Origin of the sequence: Bacillus sp. FJAT-42315 (assembly GCF_002797375.1) — a bacterium.
GTDB lineage: Bacteria > Bacillota > Bacilli > Bacillales > Domibacillaceae > Bacillus_CE.
This window is the reverse complement of the sequence record NZ_KZ454941.1, coordinates 1,975,149-1,995,988: the sequence shown is the minus strand read 5'-3', so window position 1 is coordinate 1,995,988 and position 20,840 is coordinate 1,975,149. Positions and strand designations below refer to the sequence as shown.

At 39.9% G+C, this 20,840-nt stretch carries 16 protein-coding genes; 5 read left to right on the top strand and 11 right to left on the bottom strand.

Translation table 11 applies throughout. The annotated features are described in order from the left end of the window. Window positions 1-182: 182 nt before the first annotated feature. The 3 genes from CEF22_RS09810 to CEF22_RS09800 all read left to right on the top strand — a co-directional run bounded on the left by CEF22_RS09810 (window position 183) and on the right by CEF22_RS09800 (window position 3,886). Window positions 183-1,898, top strand: a complete 1,716-nt coding sequence (locus CEF22_RS09810) for a globin-coupled sensor protein (RefSeq protein WP_100402721.1) — start codon at window positions 183-185, stop codon at window positions 1,896-1,898. 150 nt (window positions 1,899-2,048) lie between these two features. Next, window positions 2,049-2,699, top strand: coding sequence for a 5-bromo-4-chloroindolyl phosphate hydrolysis family protein (locus CEF22_RS09805; protein WP_100402720.1), 651 nt, complete (start codon window positions 2,049-2,051; stop codon window positions 2,697-2,699). 2 nt (window positions 2,700-2,701) lie between these two features. Beyond that, window positions 2,702-3,886, top strand: a complete 1,185-nt coding sequence (locus tag CEF22_RS09800) for a toxic anion resistance protein (RefSeq protein ID WP_100402719.1) — start codon at window positions 2,702-2,704, stop codon at window positions 3,884-3,886. Window positions 3,887-3,915: 29 nt separating this feature from the next. On the opposite strand, the gene brnQ is transcribed toward CEF22_RS09800, so the two are convergent. The 6 genes from brnQ to CEF22_RS09770 form a co-directional block, all read right to left on the bottom strand. Next, window positions 3,916-5,211 carry a branched-chain amino acid transport system II carrier protein gene (gene brnQ, locus CEF22_RS09795; protein WP_100402718.1) on the bottom strand — a complete coding sequence of 432 codons (1,296 nt, stop codon included), beginning with the start codon at window positions 5,209-5,211 and terminating at the stop codon, window positions 3,916-3,918. Window positions 5,212-5,444: 233 nt separating this feature from the next. Continuing rightward, window positions 5,445-7,364: a vWA domain-containing protein gene (locus tag CEF22_RS09790; protein WP_100402717.1), complete on the bottom strand. Its 1,920-nt coding sequence runs from the start codon at window positions 7,362-7,364 to the stop codon at window positions 5,445-5,447. Between the two features lie 9 nt (window positions 7,365-7,373). Further along, window positions 7,374-8,246 (bottom strand): ATP-binding protein, encoded by an 873-nt coding sequence (locus CEF22_RS09785; RefSeq protein ID WP_100403970.1) that lies wholly within the window; start codon window positions 8,244-8,246, stop codon window positions 7,374-7,376. Window positions 8,247-8,360: 114 nt separating this feature from the next. Beyond that, on the bottom strand, window positions 8,361-8,783 hold the full coding sequence (locus CEF22_RS09780; RefSeq protein ID WP_095480141.1) for a Rok-like winged helix domain-containing protein: 423 nt from the start codon (window positions 8,781-8,783) through the stop codon (window positions 8,361-8,363). Window positions 8,784-9,016: 233 nt separating this feature from the next. Next, a complete protein-coding gene (locus CEF22_RS09775) occupies window positions 9,017-9,220 on the bottom strand; it encodes a DUF6501 family protein (protein ID WP_100402716.1) in 204 nt (67 codons plus the stop codon). After that, window positions 9,135-10,676 (bottom strand): NAD(P)H-hydrate dehydratase, encoded by a 1,542-nt coding sequence (locus tag CEF22_RS09770; RefSeq protein WP_100402715.1) that lies wholly within the window; start codon window positions 10,674-10,676, stop codon window positions 9,135-9,137. The genes CEF22_RS09775 and CEF22_RS09770 overlap by 86 nt, the downstream gene beginning before the upstream one ends. 246 nt (window positions 10,677-10,922) lie before the next feature. Here CEF22_RS09770 and sda point away from each other — a divergent pair, with 246 nt between their 5' ends. After that, window positions 10,923-11,051 (top strand): sporulation histidine kinase inhibitor Sda, encoded by a 129-nt coding sequence (gene sda / locus CEF22_RS09765; protein WP_094836103.1) that lies wholly within the window; start codon window positions 10,923-10,925, stop codon window positions 11,049-11,051. An 82-nt stretch (window positions 11,052-11,133) separates the two neighbouring features. Here sda and odhB read toward each other — a convergent pair whose 3' ends face one another. The 5 genes from odhB to CEF22_RS09740 all read right to left on the bottom strand — a co-directional run bounded on the left by odhB (window position 11,134) and on the right by CEF22_RS09740 (window position 19,941). Continuing rightward, window positions 11,134-12,366, bottom strand: coding sequence for a 2-oxoglutarate dehydrogenase complex dihydrolipoyllysine-residue succinyltransferase (odhB, locus tag CEF22_RS09760; protein ID WP_100402714.1), 1,233 nt, complete (start codon window positions 12,364-12,366; stop codon window positions 11,134-11,136). A gap of 89 nt (window positions 12,367-12,455) precedes the next feature. Then, window positions 12,456-15,275, bottom strand: a complete 2,820-nt coding sequence (locus CEF22_RS09755) for a 2-oxoglutarate dehydrogenase E1 component (protein WP_100402713.1) — start codon at window positions 15,273-15,275, stop codon at window positions 12,456-12,458. Window positions 15,276-15,858: 583 nt separating this feature from the next. Continuing rightward, window positions 15,859-16,086: a hypothetical protein gene (locus tag CEF22_RS09750; RefSeq protein WP_100402712.1), complete on the bottom strand. Its 228-nt coding sequence runs from the start codon at window positions 16,084-16,086 to the stop codon at window positions 15,859-15,861. A gap of 3 nt (window positions 16,087-16,089) precedes the next feature. Then, window positions 16,090-17,280, bottom strand: coding sequence for an RNA-guided endonuclease InsQ/TnpB family protein (locus tag CEF22_RS09745; protein ID WP_100403969.1), 1,191 nt, complete (start codon window positions 17,278-17,280; stop codon window positions 16,090-16,092). Between the two features lie 207 nt (window positions 17,281-17,487). Then, complete coding sequence (locus CEF22_RS09740) at window positions 17,488-19,941, bottom strand: FAD-dependent oxidoreductase (RefSeq protein WP_100402711.1); 2,454 nt, start codon at window positions 19,939-19,941, stop codon at window positions 17,488-17,490. Window positions 19,942-20,128: 187 nt separating this feature from the next. On the opposite strand from CEF22_RS09740, the gene CEF22_RS09735 reads away from it, so the two are divergent. Continuing rightward, the gene (locus tag CEF22_RS09735) at window positions 20,129-20,839 is read left to right on the top strand and encodes a WGR domain-containing protein (protein ID WP_100402710.1); all 711 of its coding nucleotides are present in this window, start codon (window positions 20,129-20,131) and stop codon (window positions 20,837-20,839) included. Window position 20,840 lies beyond the last annotated feature (1 nt).

Below are 20,840 nucleotides of genomic sequence, written 5' to 3'. Positions count from 1 at the left end.
TTCTATTTACCAGCCCCCTTTTAAATATTATTTAAAAACCTCTTATTTTATTTGAATTTTTACAATAGAGGTCTTGTCTTTTGCGCTTCTTTTAGTACAATTACCTTCAATAAGACTTTTTTACTTATTATAATATGTTAGTATGTCGTTTTATCCATTTATTGGTTTTAGGAGGGTATTTTATGCTAAAAAAGATGAGACCAAGAGCCACCACTTCTATTCTCACTCAGTTTGGAACGGATTCCACTATACAAGGTCGTTTCCAAAACACACTGGATTACAATCATTTCAATGAAGCAGATTTCACTAGAATTGAAGAAATATATGAAAAATTAGCTCCTTTAGAAACAGAGATGTTAGAGTTATTTCAAACATATCTTTCCAAATGTCGTGAACCACATTCAAAAGATATCCCGCAGCAGGAAATCGTCAACTATATTCGTTGTTTCTTCACGAACAAGCGTGATACTACCTATGTAACAAGTGTATTATCCTTTTTCTATTTACTAAGAAATAGCCATTACAATTTAGGTAAATTAATTGTGATGTTTAATCAGTTTAATTTTTATGTGATCACTAATACACTTCACTTTCTTGGGCTAAAACCATCTAATGGTATTGCATATATGCAATCCGTCCAAAGAGCGATCAATATTGACCAAGAATTGCTCACTGAATGTTTTTCAGAAGAAATGATGGAGCAAGTGATCCAAGAGATTGGCCAATTGATGGATGAAACAACAAAAATTATGTTTATTAAAGATTTAGTCCAGCTGCTCGATGACCAAAATGTGCAAGTGCAAACGTCTACTGTTGCAACCGATGAAATGAGAGCGTCGATTAATGCGGTCGCTGAGTCCGCCTCTACTGTGTCCGAAAAAACAGGTGTTTTAGTTGATAGAACCAACTATAGCCATCAAGTTATTTCTGACGCTTTAGATGAAATTTTCAACACAGAAACGACATTTTCAGAAATCGTAGATAAGTTTTCTCGGTTGCAGTCATACGTATCGACAATCGAAAGTGTTGTTCAATTAATTAATGACATTGCCGATCAAACTAATTTACTCGCTCTCAACGCATCAATTGAAGCAGCCCGTGCAGGAGAGCATGGAAAAGGCTTTGCAATCGTTGCTCAAGAAGTACGTAAACTAGCAGAAAACACGGTTCAATCTTTGCAAAAGGTCAATGAAAACGTCACAAATTTAAAATCATTTTCACAAGATGTTTCCGTTTCTATCGGCGACACAGCTTCCGTCATTAAAAAAGCAGTGTCTGAAGCGAAAGATTCCTTACCATTGTTAACAGAAATTGTGGAAACAATTAGTGAGATTAACGAAGACATTAATAGTACAGCAGCCGTAACTGAGGAACAAGCAGCTACCATGGACGAAATGGCCCAGCAAATGCAACAGATCGCTATTCTAACGGATAAAATAGGCTCTTTAGGAGACGATACTGGTGCTGCGATCCACGGACTTGGAAAGCAAATAAATGCCTTCCGTTTAAACGTGATTGAAAAAAACACCATTGTTTTATCAACCAAAGCTTTACTAATGTTATCAAAAACCGATCATTACATTTGGAAATGGAGAATTTACAATATGTTTCTCGGCTTAGAGGATATTAATCCTCAAGACATTTCTTCTCATATGGACTGTCGACTTGGAAAATGGTACTACGAACCACAAACCAAACAGCGCTTTAGCCAATTTGATAGCTATAGAAAGCTAGAATCTGTCCATAAAATGGTGCATGAACAAGCGAAAGAAGCAGCCATTTCCTTCAGAGAACATCAACTGCAACAGGCAGAAGAAGCGTTAGTGCGATTAGAAGAATCCTCTGAACAAGTTGTTCGGTATATTGATGATATTTTATCTTCTTTGCCCCCAAGATAATGAATGAGCAGAAGCCTTATGGTTTCTGCTTTTCATTTGCATATATGTCCTATTCGCTTTAAAGTAAAGAGAGAGAAAAAATGTGACAAAATGAAACTTTTTTAACTATTCTTACGTAGAACAAGTAAAATCCTAAATGGAGTGAATCAGATGAGAAACGCCAGCTTTATTCTATGGCGCGCATTGGTGACAATTCCTATCGCTACAGGAGGAGGAATTCTTGCTAGTAATCAGTGGGGCTTTTCTCCCCTCATTGCTGGTATTGCGAGCTTGATATTAGCGATTGCCCTCTTTTATAGCTTAGGACGCTTAGCCGATGCCCGTCTATATAAAAAATATGGACTTGCTAGAAAAGAATATTATTTTATCCTTGATAACTTAAAAGATGCACGCGAAAAGTTAAGCCGATTGCAAAAAGGCTTTATTAAAGTCCGAAGCATCAGCTCTTTTAAGCAGATGATTGAACTGAATCGACTAGTTCGGCGAATTTTTTCGATCGTGAAAAAGGAACCGCAACGCTTTTATGAAGCTGAAGCCTTCTTCTACTCGCATCTTGATTCAGTCGTAGAATTATCTGAAAAATACGCTCATTTAAATGGGCATAAAATTAAAAATGAATCCGTCAAGCAATCATTGATTGAAACACAAGAAACATTAGACGATTTAACGAAAACATTAGAAAATGATTTGCATAAAGTGCTAGCGAAAGATATTGAGCACTTGTCTTTCGAGCTTGATGTAGCCAAGCACTCATTAAAAAAACAGAATTTGATTGATCCTAACGACAAAAGGAGATTGTAATCATGACAAACGAAGCAAATGACAAACAACCTACTATCTATAAAGATCCTGTCAATGAACTTGACGACCTGCTTTCAAGCCCATTCGGTGACAGCTTAACTCAACCTGCTGTCTCTTCTACGCCAACAAATGCACAAGTGGAGAAGAAACTGATTGATGTACTTCCTGAAGAGCATCAGCAAAAAGCGAAAGAACTAGCGAAGCAAATTGATCCAACAAATCACCAAGCGATTATTAGCTACGGTACTTCCGCTCAGACAAAGTTGTCGAGTTTCTCACATTCGATGCTCGATCATGTCCAACAAAAAGATATCGGCAGCGTCGGCGATATTTTAAATGACTTAATGAAAAGGCTACAAGAAGTCAATCCGGATGAATTGCAGCCTGAAAAGAAAAATATGCTTAGTCGACTGTTTAATCGCGTGTCCAGCTCCATTCAAGAAGTTTTGTCTAAATATCAAAAGGTCGGCAGTCAAATTGACCGCATCAGCATTAAATTAGACCACTCGAAACAGCTATTGCTTGAAGACATCGTCATGCTAGAACAGCTATATGAGAAAAATAAAGAATATTTTCAAGCGCTTAATATTTTTATCGCTGCTGGAGAATTGAAATTAGAAGAGTTGCAAACCGAAACAATCCCTGCTCTTCGTCAAAAAGCAGAGCAATCAGGTGATCAAATGGCGTACCAAGACGTCAATGATATGGTGCAATTTGCTGATCGTTTAGAAAAGCGTCTCCATGATTTGAAATTAAGCCGTCAAATCACGATCCAAAGTGCTCCACAAATTCGAATGATTCAAAACATGAATCAAGCGTTAGCTGAAAAAATCCAGTCATCGATTTTAACAGCGATTCCATTATGGAAAAACCAAATCGCGATCGCCTTAACGCTCGTTCGACAAAAGAAAGCAATGGAATCTCAAAAACAAGTCTCGCAAACGACCAATGACTTATTATTAAAAAATGCCGAAATGCTGAAAACAAATACGATCGAAACAGCTAAAGAAAATGAACGCGGGCTTGTTGATATTGAAACATTAAAGAAAACGCAATCGAGCTTGATCTCTACATTAGAAGAAACGATGCGCATTCAGCAAGAAGGCCGAACGAAACGCCAGCAAGCTGAGCAAGAGCTATCCGCTATGGAAAATGAATTAAAACAAAAACTATTACATTTAAAATAATAAAAAACGGTGGGTAGCCCACCGTTTTTTTATTTTCTTTCTCCAATATAGCTAATGATCCATCCTATCATTCCACCAGTAATCGCAGGAAGTAACCACCCTAGCCCCGATGAAAAGAATGGGACCCAAGAAATCGCTTCATATAAGACGCTTATTTGCGCTCCAAATGCTGTTAACCCATCATTTAAACTAAAGATGGCGGTCGTAGCGATCGCTCCGATATACAAGCCTTTAGGGTTATGAACGAATCGTGTGACAAAGGATAAAAGTACTAATACGATTGCAAATGGATAAATCATAATTAACACAGGACCGGATATTTTAATGATTTGTGTGAGACCTAAATTCGCAATGGCAAAACTAATAATAATTAATAATCGCACAAAGTTTTTATAGGAAATTGTTGGCCATCGTTCGTTGAAATATTGAGCACAAGCAGAGGTTAAACCGATACAAGTCGTTAAACAAGCTAAAGCCACAATCGTTCCGAGCAACACTTGTCCTCCATCACCGAACAATAGGTAGGCTGCCTCCGTTAAAAGCGCTCCCCCATTCTCATAATCTCCTGTCATCGTCATTTTCGTGCCAATCCAGCCGATCGAAATATATACCGTCGCTAAACCAACGCCTGCAATGATCCCCGCACTAATCGTTGCTTTGGCCAGACTTCCTCGATCAGTGACTCCTCGCTCAGCAAAGGCGGAAATGACCACGATACCAAACGCTAACGCTGCAATCGTGTCCATCGTCAAGTACCCTTCGATAAAGCCAGTAATAAATGGTGACTGCGCATATTTTTCTGTCGGTGCTGTGAGCGGAGCATCAAATTTGAAAAAGGCCGCTACACATAGAGCCGCAATCGATAACAACAAAGCGGGCGTCAGCCATTGACCGATACGGTCCACTAGTTTCGATGGATTTAAGCTAAATAAATAGACCAACAGAAAGAAACCTGTCATAAAAACAAAAAGCGACCCTTTGCTAGATGCTTCTAAAAATGGCTGTACCCCCATTTCATACGCGACACTTGCCCCTCTGGGAATACCGAAAAACGGACCAATCGCTAAATAAACAATGATAGCGAAAATCAATCCAAATAGTGGGTGTACCCGGATTCCAATCGCAGCGACCCCGCCTTTAGTAAAAGAAATGGCCACTACCGCAAGAATCGGCAAGCTGACTCCCGTGATGACAAATCCAATAATCGCGGGCCAAAACGAGCTACCTGCTTCCATTCCTAGAAAAGGTGGGAAGATTAAATTCCCTGCCCCAAAGAAAAGAGCGAAAAGCATGAGCCCGGTAAACAATATATCTTTTTTCTTCATTATGATCTCCTCTCAAACTGCCAGCCACAAATCAGATGATCTGATCAGTATATTTCACTGATTTGATATCCATTTTCATTTGACGTTAATTCCGAATAATATTCTACGCACTTCGACGAAAAATGTCAATTGAATTTTTAGAATCTTTCATATTTAAAGATAATATCTTGTTGATAAAAATTTGATGTATTCTGAAAAAAAGGAATAAGAGGAAGTGGGTACTCCCTTCGCCTTTATCCCATACTTTTATATAATAATTTTTTCAAAAGCGGAAATAAAATAGCAGGTAATTCTTCAATAGCTGAGACAAACATACTGTATTTTCCATATATATTTTGAATCGTTTTTCTTTGAGCTTCCTCTACCTCTCCATTCGCTAGAAAGACATTGATCACTTCAATCCCTTGCTTTCTAGCTAGCAATACCGCCTCATGCGTATCGATGACTCCTTGACGATCATAATCATAAGCAGCTGGTTCACCATCTGAAAAGACGAGTAGAAACTTTTGCTTCTCTCCCCTTTGAAGGAGCTTTTCCGTTATAATTCGTATCGCAAAGCCATCACGATTATCTTCTTCTGGTTGCAACTGCAAAATTTCTGGCCCGCTTCTTTTTTGTAAAGAGTTGTGATAATTAATGACGGTTTGAAAATGATTCGGTTGATACGTATCCGTCGCGTCATTCGTATCTTCCCAAAAACCAATGATTTCATGAGGAACCTTCACAGACTTTAACGCCTCATGAAACAGAGCGATCCCTAGCTTCGTTTCTTCCATTTTATCTTGCATCGAAGCCGAACAATCAACGAGTAAAGTAAACACAGCATCAATTTCAACAGAAGGCTCCTGTTTTTTATAAAATAAGCGTGGCTGCTCTTCTAAGAAAAAACGCAACAGCTTTTTGTTTAAACGACCCGCCTGAAGATCACTTCGCGGTCGAATTTTTTTGTGCTCTAATGTTTGTTCAATCATATTCGTTAATTTCTTTCGTAATGGAGCAATCCGAGCTTGTTTTTCTTTATAATCTTTTACTTGCTCATAGCGAGGTGGATGAATGACATCAAAAATAGACATAGCGAAACGGTTCTCTTTGCCGTATTTTGCTTCATGTCCGCCTTTATTGCCCTCTTTCTTCAGTTGTTCCGCTTGAAGGTTTGTAAAGTCATTTCTGCTCGTTTTCTTTGCAGATCCTTGCACCATCGCCAGTGCTTGATCGCCTTCTTCACCTTCTCTTGCGCCTTCTCCCATTACTTCTGTTTTAGAACCTTGATCGAGGTCAAATTGCAAAAAGCTTTTGCCTAATTCGCTCGTTTCCCGATGCCACGTACGAAACTCTTCCTCTGCGACCTCTTCCTCACCCGTCTTCTTCTCCTCTAATTGATCATCATTCGCTAATGGGTCTTGTCTCTTCATATCTTGAAACGTTTCCTCTTCACCACTGAACCAATTCGTCGAATCAGGTAAATGAACGTATTCATTTAGCATATCTTTTGATAATAGTTCATCTAATACTTCTATCAGTAGTTCACAAATTCGAACGTTTTCTTTCGTCGACGTTGTTTCAAAAAAACGAAGTACTGATGATTGAATAAAGGACATCGCTCGATCTAATTCTTCATTCATCGAAGGCGGCTCGATCGGTGCCTCTGCGTTTAATAACAAAAATAAATAGTTAAATAAAGCGTCTGTATGAAGGCTCTTTACTAAATTTACATTTAATTGTGTTTGAAAATATTGACGCAAAATCCTTCTTCTTACGGCAAATACCTTCTTCGTGCCTGGTCGCTCTAATTTAATGTTTTCCTCTATCCGTAAATCTTCTGCAATCACCAATAATTGCTTCGCAAAAGAAGGAATCTTCGTTTGCGTTACTCCATCAACAAATGTCTTAATCTCATATTCGTCAACATATCGAAAATGACCGATGGCACGTAAGAACACATCAGATTGATAGCCATTCCATGTGTCATCCGCTGAACGATGATGCCAAAAATGACTGACGTAGATGATATTTTCTTGTTTATTAACATAAGAATGCGGTCCATACTCTACTTCCATCTCTGGATTTTTCGTTAACGTTTTTGCTAAATCAGATAACTGCATGAATAAAAAGGACTCAACCATTTCATCATTAAACTGGATAAATCTCTCCATGAAATCTCCTCAATCAAACATAGTTTCTGCGATGTTTTTAACAGCTGCTTGTTCCCTTTCATCTTCTAGCTTATCGATGATCGCTCGCTGAATCGCTCTTAATGGAGGCATATAAGTCGCTAAGTCACAAGCATCAATTAACGCTCTGACAGAAGCAGCTTCTTCTGATACTTGTCCATTTCTAACTTGTACAATTAAATCTTGTGATAAAGTAGTGAAACGATCAATCATTGTCGCATCAGTCAGGCGGCTTTCTTTTAAAAGAATTGCTTTTAATGTTTCACCCTTTACGTAGGACACTTCAATGACGATAAAGCGATTTTTTAACGCTTCATTCATCGGAACCGTCCCAACATAACCTTCATTAATTGCTGCAATTACGCCGAAAGTAGGGGCTGCTTTAATCACTTCATTCGTAAATGGATTGGTGATCGTACGACGATAATCTAACACCCCGTTTAAAATGGGCAATGTTTCTGGCTTAGCCATATTAATTTCATCGATATAAAGCAAGTGACCTGTTTTCATCGCTTGGACGACAGGTCCAGGAACAAATTCAATATAATTCTTTCCATCTTTTTCGGAGATCGTTTTATAGCCAAGCATCGCTTCGGCATCAAGATCGACTGAACAATTAATGCTGTGCATCGGCTGTGCAAACATCGCCGATAACGTTTCAGCTAACTTTGTCTTTCCAGAACCAGTAGGACCTTTTAATAAGATATTTTTCCCCATCGATAAGGCAATCGCCGCATCAAGTATGACCTCTTGCTCCTCCGGCTGGTATCCTGATTGACCGATCAAATCGCTTGCTGGATCATTGGTAAATTGCTGCTTACGTTCTTCTATCTGTTGTCGGACGACAGCAGGTAATTCTGTCATTATCACTGAGATCTTTCCTTTCCATTCATTTTCAGACCTGCTTTCTATCATACCTGTCCTGTTCGTTTTAGTACAACAATATGAAGCAGAAAAAAACTGATTGCAAATGAACAATCAGCCTTCATAGTCATATATGTATAATCCTCTTCCTAATTTACGCACACGCTGATTTTCACGTTCAAGCGCTACCATAAACGTCGTCATATTAGCAATTTTCTTCCCTGTGTTCTCTTCAATTTGACGTTGCAATTCCACTCCGCGAATTGGCGTGTTTTGAGCTTTCAAAACGGAGATCGCTGTGTTTCTCAATTCATCTAGATTTTCACTTCGACGTCCTCTCTTCTTCTTGTCTGGCAAACTAGTGATTGGCATAACAGCCATCATTTCCTTTGGCATCTCCCCATTACCAGCAGCGTCTAATTCTTTTAATCGCTGAAAAATGACTTCACGTTCGCGATTAAATTCACGAATAATTTTGAACTCGGAATCAGCAAGTTGTTCTAGCCTGATTTTCAATGCTACTCTCTCATCAAACACCTGTACTCCCCCTAAGTAAACATAGAAACTATTTTATATGTATGAAGATATTTGAAGGATTATGATACTATAGTCCTTAAAAACACCCTTCCTTGCCCATAATATTAACAAAAAAAGATTAAAAATACTAGTAAATATTTAAATTTATTAAGTTATGCAATAATTCAAAGAAAAGGCTGTATGAAAAAGAGTTTGCCCCTCTACATACAGCCTTTTTCTTTCAATAAATCGGACTATGCATCTTTAAAATAATCTTTATAAAAGCCAGAAATACTTCCTTTATTATCGACAACAAAATAAAACTCTTCCGTTTCATTTTTAACATCGTATGTTTGACCAGCCGTTAATCGGTTATTCACCATATATTTCGCTGCATTTGTGTGTACACATTCTACTTGCTTCACTGTTTCTTTTTTCGTCCATGTCAGATGATTCATAATTTCCTCCTTTGGCAGTTCCACCTATGATTTTTTTCAAAACGAACGGTAGCAGATGATTGATATCATGAGCTGCCATGCTGGATCGACCGTTGTTTTCCACCCACATGTCCGCACAGGCTCCATGGAGAAACACCGCATTAGCAATCGCTGCACGATCATTTTTCATCCGCAAGATGCTCGCTAATATCATCCCTGTCAACGCATCGCCTGTTCCACCTTTAGCTAACGCTTCATTCCCGCTCGTATTAATTATACCTGTCCCGTCAGGAAAGGCAATCACTGAATATTGTCCTTTTAACACAACAATTACTTGTTGTTCTTTAGCAAATTGAGAAGCTACTTCTAAGCGGTTCATTTGAATCTCTTGCACTGTTTGACCTGTCATTCGGGCAAATTCTCCGGGATGAGGGGTGACGATGACGTTTGCTTTTCGATCTGGCAAGCGATAGTTTCGTTTTGAAAGAGCTCCAGCATCTAATATAAGCGGAAGTTCTTCTGTTAAACAGCGTTGAATCGATGTCTCAAGCTCGTCTGTAGATTCCAACCCACAGCCAATAGCTACTCCGTCAAATGAAAGAAGTTCATCCATATGGGGTTCAAAATGATACGTCGCTTCTGGTGCATGGTGAGCAATAATCGCTGCTGCATAAGGCGTCGTTTGAATCGTTAATTTACCAATGCCTGTCCGTACAGCACCGATCGCAGCAAGCGCTGCACTACCAGGCATAGAGTTGCTTCCTGCTATTAATAGTCCGTGACCGAAGCTGCCTTTATGAGCATTTTGAGGGGCTTCATTCCACAACGATCGCACATCCGCTGCCCTCCAAACCTTCCATGAACTGTTATGGGCTAAACCAATGCCAATTACGTGCTTTTCGCCGAAAAATTCAGAGGAAGGAAAGAGGAAGCAGGCTGGTTTGTATCCATGTAAATGCAAAGAATGATCTGCTCGAAATGTCGCTTCATCCACTTTCCCATGATCGGCAGAAACCCCTGTTGGCAAGTCAATAGCTATTCGTATCGCAGATTGCTCGTTTGCCCAAGAAGTTAGTTTTTTGATTGGATTGGATAAAGGTTGTTTCGCACCGACACCAAGCAAACTATCAATAATGACATCATATTTTACTTCTTCATTGAAGTCCTCTATTGTGTAACCTAAATTTTGATAGTAATCGAGATGTTGTTTCGCTGCGTTTGTTACTGGCTCTCCTACTGGTAATAAGAGGTCTACATCCATTCCAGCTATTTTTAAATACCTTGCTAAAACGATCCCATCTCCTCCATTGTTTCCTTTCCCACATAGAATCGCTATTTTCTCTCCTCCACATAATAAGGAAGTTACCGCTCTGAACAGCCCACTACCGGCGTTTTCCATTAATGTGAATGTTGACATTCCCTTGTTCGCTGCTTCTTCATCTACTAATTTTATTTGATCACTCGTATAGATATACATGAAGACACCTCTTATTTACATAATATTTTTATAGTCGATAAAATTCATCTATTAAGCCCTTTTTCATGTGATAAACAATCCCCATTTTGATAGCGTTTACTTCCTTCGCACAACTTTAGATGGATTTCAATCATTATACTTTAAAACATGTTAATAAACATGTATAATACACAGCAAATAAAGAATATTCTTTATTTTCCGCTTGCCTTATAACTTTAAGTAACCGAAAACAAAGGAGGATATTTCATGAAAATTATGAGTAATGAAATGCTAGTCGCTGCTTATCGGGATGCAAAGAAGAAAGGTCAAGATCGAGATTGGATTCGCTTACTGCGAATGGAAGTACAAAAACGGGGGTTAATGATAAATAAATAGTTTAGAAAAAAAGGTGTGCCAGCTAAGGCACACCTTTACATATGATCATTCGTGCTAAGAGATATCGAATATCCTTCTCGTATTAGCCTTCTAATAAAAGATCTTCTGGGTTTTCAATTAATTCTTTAACAGTTTTTAAGAAGCCAACTGCCTCTTTTCCATCGATAATTCTGTGATCATAAGATAATGCCACATACATCATCGGGCGGTTTTCAATTGTATCTTTATCGATCGCTACCGGACGAGTTTGGATTGTATGCATACCAAGGATACCCGCTTGACGACCATTTAAAATTGGAGTAGACATTAATGAACCGAATACGCCACCATTTGTAATTGTGAATGATCCACCTTGAAGGTCGCTTAATGCTAATTTATTGTCACGAGCTTTTAAAGCTAGGCCTAAAATATCGCTTTCGATTTCAGCAAAGTTTTTGCGGTCACAGTCACGTACAACTGGTACAACTAAGCCGTCTTCAGTTGATACAGCTACACCGATATCGTAGAATTTTTTCAAAACAAATTCATTGCCATCGATTTCTGAGTTCACATATGGATATTTCTTCAATGCAGCTACACAAGCTTTCGTGAAGAAAGACATAAAGCCAAGACGAACATCGTGATCTTCGAAGAATTTGTCTTTTTTGCGTTTACGAAGATCCATAATCGCGCTCATATCAATCTCATTGAACGTAGTAAGCATCGCAGCTGTGTGCTGAACGTCTACTAATGTTTTCGCGATTGTTTGGCGACGACGTGTCATGCGAACGCGCTCCACTGGTTTACCCTCATCTTGCTTAGGAGCTGCTGCTTGTGGAGCTTTAGCTGCTTGTTGTGGTGCAGATGGTGCTGGTTGGTTAGAGAATGATGCTACATCTTGCTTGCGTACGCGACCCATTGGATCTACTGTTGGTACTTCCGCTAGATCAATGCCTTTTTCACGAGCAAGTTTACGTGCTGCTGGAGAAGCAATTGTACGTTGTTTTGTCTCTTCTTGAGCAGGTTCAGCTTGTGCTTCTTCTTGCTTGACTTCTGCTTGAGGTGCAGCTTCAGCTACAGGGGCAGATGCAGCTGCTGATCCGCTTGCTCCTACTACCGCAATAACTTGACCAACTTCTACTGTGTCCCCTTCTGCTGCTTTTAATTCTGTGATAACTCCTGCTTCTTCAGAAATCACTTCAACGTTGACTTTATCTGTTTCTAATTCAACGATGAATTCTCCTTTTTCTACTTGATCTCCTGGTTGTTTCAACCATTGAGCAATTGTACCTTCTGTAATCGATTCTGCCAGCTCTGGAACTCTAATTTCAGCCACTTTCGTGTCCTCCTCTAATGTCTCATCAAATTTAAATGTAGTTTATTATTTAGGAGTGAGCGGAAAATTTAATCCGCCCACTTAGCTACTTACTTCGTTAATACTTCATTCAGAATACGTTCTTGTTCTTTCTTATGAACAATAGCATCCCCTACTGAAGGGCTTGAACGACGACGACGGCCGACGTAACGAACAGCTGCCCCCTCTGGAGCCACATCGCGAAGTCTTGGATCAATATACGTCCAAGAACCCATATTTTGTGGTTCTTCTTGTAGCCATACTAATTCTTTCACATTTGTAAAGCGTGATAATAGAGCAGTAATTTCTTCTTTAGGGAATGGATAGATTTCCTCCACTCGAAGCACATGTAACCAATCAAGCCCTTCAGTTTTGCTAATTTGCTCAGCTAAATCGATAGAGACTTTTCCGCTACATAGAACGATTCTTTCCACTTTTTCTGGATTGCTTCCTAGTCTTGGTTCTTCTACTACTGGTTTAAATGAACCATTTGTGAATTCAGAAGCTTTAGACGCAGCTAAAGGATGACGTAGCAAGCTCTTAGGCGTCATAATGACTAACGGTCGTACTTCCTCTTTTTGAAGAATAGAAGCTTGACGACGAAGAATGTGGAAATATTGAGCAGTAGAAGAAAGATTCGCTACTGTCCAGTTGTTTTCCGCTGCACTTTGCAGGAAGCGCTCCATTCTTGCGCTTGAATGCTCCGGACCTTGACCTTCGTATCCATGTGGTAATAGCATAACAAGACCTGATTTTTGTCCCCATTTCGCACGACCTGATGAAACGAATTGGTCAAACATCACTTGTGCCATGTTAGCGAAGTCACCAAATTGTGCTTCCCAAAGAACTAAAGTCTCTGGAGAGAAGACATTATATCCGTATTCATATCCGACAACCGCTGTTTCTGTTAGCGGACTGTTAATCACAACAAAGGATGAGTCCACACCTTCTAAATGATGAAGTGGCACATACTCTTCTCCTGTTTTCTCATCATGTAAAACAAGGTTTCGGTGAGCAAATGTACCGCGTTGAGCATCTTGTCCTGTTAAACGGATCGGCGTGCCTTCTTTTAGAATCGAAGCAAAGGCTAACGTTTCCGCATGACCCCAATCGATATTGCCGTCTTTTTCAAATACATCTTCACGACGTTTTAAAATACGTGCTAGCTTTTTAAAGACGTTTAAATCCTCTGGCCAAGTCAATAATTCATTGTTGACTTTATTTAGAGAGTCTGTGTTAACAGCTGTATCGCCTGTTGGAAGCTCTTTCTCAACAAATTTTGGCGGATTCATAATGATATCTGGGTTTTCATCTTTTTTCGGAACCGTTTCGAATAAATCTTTTAATTTATTTTCGTTATCAATATTTAATTGATCCGCTTGTTCCTTCGTTAACACACCGCGATCGATCAATTTATTTGCGTAAATTTCTCTAGCTGTTGGGTGCTGACGAACCATTTGATACATCAGTGGGTTTGTTGTCATCGGCTCATCCATTTCGTTATGACCGAAACGACGGTAACCAATTAAATCAATCACGAAATCTTTTCCGAAGCGATTGCGATAATCTACCGCCATAAGAGCAGCTGCTAAACAAGCTTCCGGATCATCCGCATTGACGTGTACAATTGGCACTTCGAATCCTTTCGCTAAGTCAGAAGCATAGCGAGTAGAACGTGAATCATAGCTTTCTGTCGTAAAGCCGATCATATTGTTCGCAATGATATGAATTGATCCACCTGTTTGGTATCCAGGAATTCTACTCATATTGAACGTTTCACTGACAATACCTTGTCCTGGGAATGCCGCATCACCATGGATAAGTACAGCAAGTGCTAGTTCAGTATTTTGCTCAGGTACACCATTCTTTGTACGCTCCTCTTGAGCCGCACGAGTGTATCCTGTAACTACCGGGCTGACTACTTCTAAGTGAGAAGGATTATTAGCCAACGTCACACGTGTAACAGAAGCATCTTCTTTATAATCGTGGTCTGCACCTAAGTGATATTTAACATCACCAGTCCAGCCATATGTAGTCATTTTCGTTGATCCTTCAGGAAGAAGGTTTTTGCTTGGCGCATGCTGGAATTCAGCAAAGATCATTTCATAAGGCTTACCTAAAATATGCGCAAGTACATTTAGACGTCCACGGTGAGCCATTCCGATGTTAATCGTTTTTGTTCCATTCGCAGAGGAGGAACGAACCACTTCATCAAGAAGAGGAACCATCGCGTCTAACCCTTCAATAGAGAAGCGCTTTTGTCCTACGAACGTTTTATGGATAAATTTCTCAAACCCTTCAACTTCAGTTAAACGCTTTAATAACTGAACTTTTTGATCATTAGAGAATTTAGGGTAATATTTTGTTGATTCAATTTGATTTCTCAACCATTGCTTTTCTTCTAAATCATGAACTTGGGCTAATTCAAAAGCTAGCTTATCTGTGTAGACTTTTTTCAAATGTTGGATTGCTTCTAATCCATTTGTAACATGAGGAGGCGCATCTGGACATAAGTATTTAACAGGAACATTTTTCAAATCTTCTTCTGTTAAATCATACGTGCTTAATTCAATTCGCCGCGTGTCTTTGTTACGGTCATTCAATGGATTAATATCTGCCGCTAAATGCCCAAAAATACGAATACTATCCGCTAATTTAATTGCTTTAAATAGCGTGTTTAAATCTCCTTGTGATGCAGGTACAGCTGTTTGACCACCTTCCGCAACTTGCTCATTAGCTACAGGTGCTCCCCATTCATCAAACATTTGTTTTAGCTCTGGATCCACCGACGTTGGATCTTCTAAATACTGTTCATATACTTCCATCACATATCCAAGGTTTGGTCCAAAGAATTTACTCCATGGATTCCCTTGGGCTGTCTGCATTTTCATTCTAAAAAACCTCCAACCATTTCGCCCGTTAATTTTTACATTGAATAATTTTTTGCTCAGTTATTTTCTAAGAATGAAGCGACAGTAGAAAATAACATAAAGAAGTGAAAATAAAACCGCTTACAAGGACATCTTACCACTGAAGACTCATAAGATAAAGTATTAACGCATAATTCAGCAATTTTTTATGACATTTTCACACATACAAAAAAACAATGTCGACTTACGCATATTTATGAAATATTCGTTATATTAATATACTTTCTAATCCTACTGTTTTTTTGCTATTTCCCCGTATTTATAAAGCGGCATCTTTTTTTCATGTACCATCTTACTACTGTTACTTAGAAATTCCAATCCTTTTTTATAAAAATCTTAAATTAAATCAGTAAGTTTTCATTTAGCTTGATTTTACCTGCTTTAAGGACGCTTTTTTCTGCTTTATACTCTTCACTCCATTGTTACTCATTTTCATATTTTCTAAACGCTTTCGTAAACAGAAAGACTTCTTATTCATTAACTGAATAAAGAAGCTGCCCCACAAAAGTAGGACAACTTCTTTTTACGAATGAACCTCCCCCACCTATCGCTTCGCACTCTTAGGTAGGGGTTTCTTGTCGATCCCCTCGATATCAGAAGCTGGACGATGTCCATAGATGTACACGACACCCTCGTCTTTCTCGGGGACTGACGCTCCCGTATGGAAGCAGTGGTCTTGACGCAAGTTATCTCTCGACGGCTTGCTGCCACCGTGAGCAACAGAGAGAAAATCGAAGACACGGCCATCTCCCTCTGGGGCGGTTCTACCCATCTACTACGCCTGTACAGGACGTAGATACGTGATACTGGTCAGCATCATTTCTCGAAACTTCCCGTGCAAATACTGGGATAAGATGTTCGCTGCACCGTGGACATCCCGATGCTGTTCATAGCCGCAAAAACATCGATAGTTTCGCGAACGGACTTTGTTCCTTTTTCCACAAGCAGGGCATGCTTGCGTCGTGTAGGCTTCGTTTTCTTTTGATAAGGAGACGCCAATCGCCTCTAATTTATAAGCCAACTGTTTCGTGAGCTTTCCAAAACTCCAGTTGCTAAGTTTTTGATTGATTTGTTTGGAACGGATACGTTTTCGTTTTTTGTTTCGCTTGCTTGTGTGTCGCTGAACACCTTCTACATCGCCAAGAGCAACATGCCCGACTTTTTGCTCCACGCACCAGTTCACAAAAGCACGGGTCGTCTTATGCAGGAGATCTCCTAGCTGTCGTTCACTTTTGGAGAGAATGTACTTTTTTGCTCGATTGTATTGACGCCATTTTCTCGATCCTTTTTGACAGCGGCTCATGAGAATTTGCAGCTCTCTCACTTTTTTATTTCGCAACCGGTGAATGCTACGCATCTTCCTGCCCGAAATCACCAGTGCTTGTCCACTGGTGCTGACGGCGGCGATCGTATGAATCTCACCTGGATCAATCGCGGCTGTATGCCCGTCTTGAATCGGTACAGGCTCGATGCCATCTTCATACGACAAACAGGCATGCCATCGGCCGTCATAGACGAGCTCTACTTCTTTGATCACGCCAGTCGAAATCGAAGCAAGCGTCAACACAAGAGGTGTTTGTTGTTTTCCTTGCCATCTTCCTAAGCTAAGTATTAGTTTCTGTCCTTCCAACACGAAGGATTTGTCGACCCATTTAGGATGGAACACGAACTTTTTTTTGTATGGATATCGGATGGACTTGTTCGTTTTCCGAGCTTGGCGAACTCCTTCTCGGGCACGCAAAAACTTGTGGCACACCGCTTGGATCGTCTGACTGTGAAGAGGATACAAGCCTTTGAGTTCAGCTTGAAGGTCGCTTTTGTTAATCCACTTGCCGTAAATTCGGTAATAATACCGAGCTAGCTGGACGCAGTCATTCCAAATCGTTCCGCAGATCCGGCGTATATGAAACAACTGTTGAATTGTGGACTGCGGCGCTGTAAAGCCCGTTTTCAACGTTCGATACATGAGATCCCCTCCTTTGTCATCATTATATAACGAACATATATTCCTATCAATAACAAATGGAAAATTCCATCCTTTTTTCTTTCGACAAAATTCGAGAGGTCCTCTACCAAACGCTTTCGGCTGTGCCGAACCGACATTCATCCCCTCCCTACTCGCTGGGCTGTGCCCTTCACGCTCCTTGAGGAAGGGGAATTCTTTCGGGATATGTTAAATAAACAAGTTCACATTGGAATCTTCTGCTTGACCTAGATAAGCAGCGACACCGCCAATTTGAACGCCATCAATTAACTCGTGTTCACGAATCCCCATCACGTCCATACTCATCGCACAAGCTGTAATTTCAACTCCGAGTTCCATTGCTGTTGCCATTAGCTTTTCTAGGCTATCGACGTTTTTCTTCTCCATTACTGTACGAATCATTTTCGAACCCATTCCGCCCATATTCATATTAGAAATCGGCAGCTGTTTCGGTCCACGCGGCATCATTTTATTGAACATTTTTTCAATGAAATCTTTTCCTTCTTGAGATACTGCTTCTTCTCGGCGTAAAATATTTAAGCCCCAGAAAGTAAAGAACATCGTGACTTTCTTGCCCATTGCTGCTGCGCCTGTGGCGATAATAAAGGAAGCAATGGCTTTATCAAGATCTTGGTCAAATACAACAAGTGTCGCTCCTTTAGGACCGTTAGCTGCTGATGGAGCATTTGCTGTTTGTCCTTGATTAGCCGCTCCTTTTTGAACGTATACGACAGTTGCTCCGTCCACCGTTTCATTTTTCAGGAAGGTATTCCCTGTTTTACTACTCCATGCTTTAATATCGGTAATGAAGCCCGGATCGGTTACTTTTACTTCTAACACTTCCCCATCGTTCATTTTGTTCATCGTTTGGAACACTTGACTAATCGGGCCTGGACATTGAAGCCCCATACAATTTAATTGGACATCTGCTTTGACATCACCTGTCATTGGTTGAATAGATTGGGTCATCGGTTGTTGTTCACCTACTACTTTCGTTTGAATTGGTTGTTGACGCTCTTCTTGATCGCGTTTCATGCTCGCATACATTTTATAGCCGCCGCTGACGTTATACACATCAAACCCACTTTCTTTTAACAGATTGGACGCTAAATATCCTCTTTGTCCGACTTGGCAGGAAACATACACAGGCTGATCTTTCGGAATTTCATTTAATCTCGTTTTCAACTCACCGAGCGGAATATTTTTACTTCCTTCTATATAACCCATTTCACGTTCTAACGGTTCACGAACATCAATGACCATGCCACCTTTAGCAATCACTTCATCTATTTGTAGCACATGAGCAGGCTTTGCTTCTCCATCTACAATATTGCCGGCTACATAACCGAGCATATTCACTGGATCTTTCGGCGTAGAGAAAGCAGGTGCAGAAATCAGTTCAAGATCTTGTAGATCAAACACATTCATTTTTGCTTTAATCGCTGTCGCAATGACATCAATTCTTTTTTCCACACCCGTTAATCCGATCGCTTGCGCACCGTAAATTTCTCCTGTTTTTGGATGGAACGTCATCTTCAATGTAATCGGGCTACCACCGATATAGTACCCTGCTTGAGAAGCTGGATGAATATGCACCGCTTCGTATGGAACATTTAATGCTTGCAACGTCTTTTCGTTTTTACCTGTCGCAGCAACAGTTAAATCAAATAGTTTCGTTGCTGTCGTACCGATCGACCCGCTATATTGCACGTTCTTTCCATAAATATGATCCGCTACAGCTCTTCCTTGACGATTGGTGAAAGAAGCAGACGGCGACTCACTAGCCTCAACCACATCACCGACAGCATAAATCACTGGATCCGTCGTTTGTAAGTTGGCGTTAACGTTCACCCCGCCATGTTCTCCTATTTCTAGCCCCGCTTGTTTCGCTAGTTCACTTTCAGACGTGAGTCCCATAGCGACGATCGTCATATCACTTGTTAGAACAGTTCCATCTTGTAATGTCAATTGTTTTCCTTCATTGTCTATACGGCTGACTTGTTGACCTAAGACGACATTAATGTCTTGATCACGTAATTTTTGGTGCACAAGCGTGGCCATTTCTTCATCAAGAGCTGGCGCTAGCTGTGAGTGAGCTTCAACGATCGTCACTTGCAATCCGCGTTTTTGTAAGTTTTCAGCAAGTTCAATCGCAGTCAAACTTCCACCAAGAATGACAGCTTGAGCTGGTTCTTTTTCTTTCATCCAATGTTTAATCTCATCCGCGTCTGGAATTGTCTTCAATGTAAATACATTGTTCGCTTGATCGACACCTGGAATATTAGGAACAACCGGCGCAGCACCTGTCGCTAAAATGAGTACATCATATGTTTCTTCGGACTGTTCACCTGTTTTCACATGTTTAGCCGTAATCGTTTGGTTTTGGCGATCAATGTTTGTTACTTCTGTTTCAATGCGAATATCTAAATTATATCTGTTCGTCATTCCTTCTACTGTTTGGACCAGTAAAGAATCACGTTGAGGGACCATATCACCAATATAGTAAGGCAAGCCACAGCTCGCATAGGAAATGTATTCCCCTTTTTCAAACAAAATAATTTCTGCTTGTGGATCGATTCGACGCAAACGCGCTGCCGCTGTTGCACCTCCAGCTGCTCCACCGATAATAACAATTTTCTTCATGTACGACTCCTCCATCCCTTTTTATACATATGGGGGTATTTTAAATAACAAAAAAATCTCCCTCACTTATTTTCTAATTGTATATTAAACGCTTTTTTCTTTTTTGTCAAATACCCCATTGTGTATTTTTTATATTTTTATTTGCGGATATTATATGAATAGATCGTTACGAAAGCGAGGAGAAACGATGAAACGAGCATTTATCTATCAAGATGAAAAATCTCATAAGTTTTGGAGTATTGATTATAGTGGGATTGATTTTGCTGTGAACTACGGAAAATATGGCACGATCGGAAAGTATGAAGTAAAAGAACATGACTCTAATATAGAATGCCAACAAGAAGCGGAGAAGTTAATTAGACAGAAACTAAAAAAAGGTTATGTGGAATCAACGGATTTTGATTTTGAGAATCGTATTTACATAGATGATCAAAACATCGGACCACATCCAAAGACCTCGCACCCTGCTTTTGTTGAACATTTCACCGAAAGTTTTTATTATGATTGTGGGGATGAGGAAGCCCCCTTTGGAAGTGATGAAGGAAGTGACACTTTAGATATCTTGTCAGAAATCATCAGAAAAAATCCTCGATTAGATTTTTTAGCTTTTCCACAAAAGCTTATTGAAGAGGAATGGGGAATGGAATATATTCCAGCGGATACAGTCACCAGACAGGACATAGACAATTTGATGAATGTAAAAGAAATGGATATGACACAAAGCGACATGGTGACTTATGCCACTGCTTTTGCTCAAATTAAGCTTACTGGAAAAGTGGATAGACAATTGAAAGAGCAGGCGATTAATGCCTTAGAACGCTTAAAAATAGCGTGGGAAATTGAAACATCTGAAATGATAGATAAAATGATAGAAGACCTTTCGTCATTTGCAAAATAGG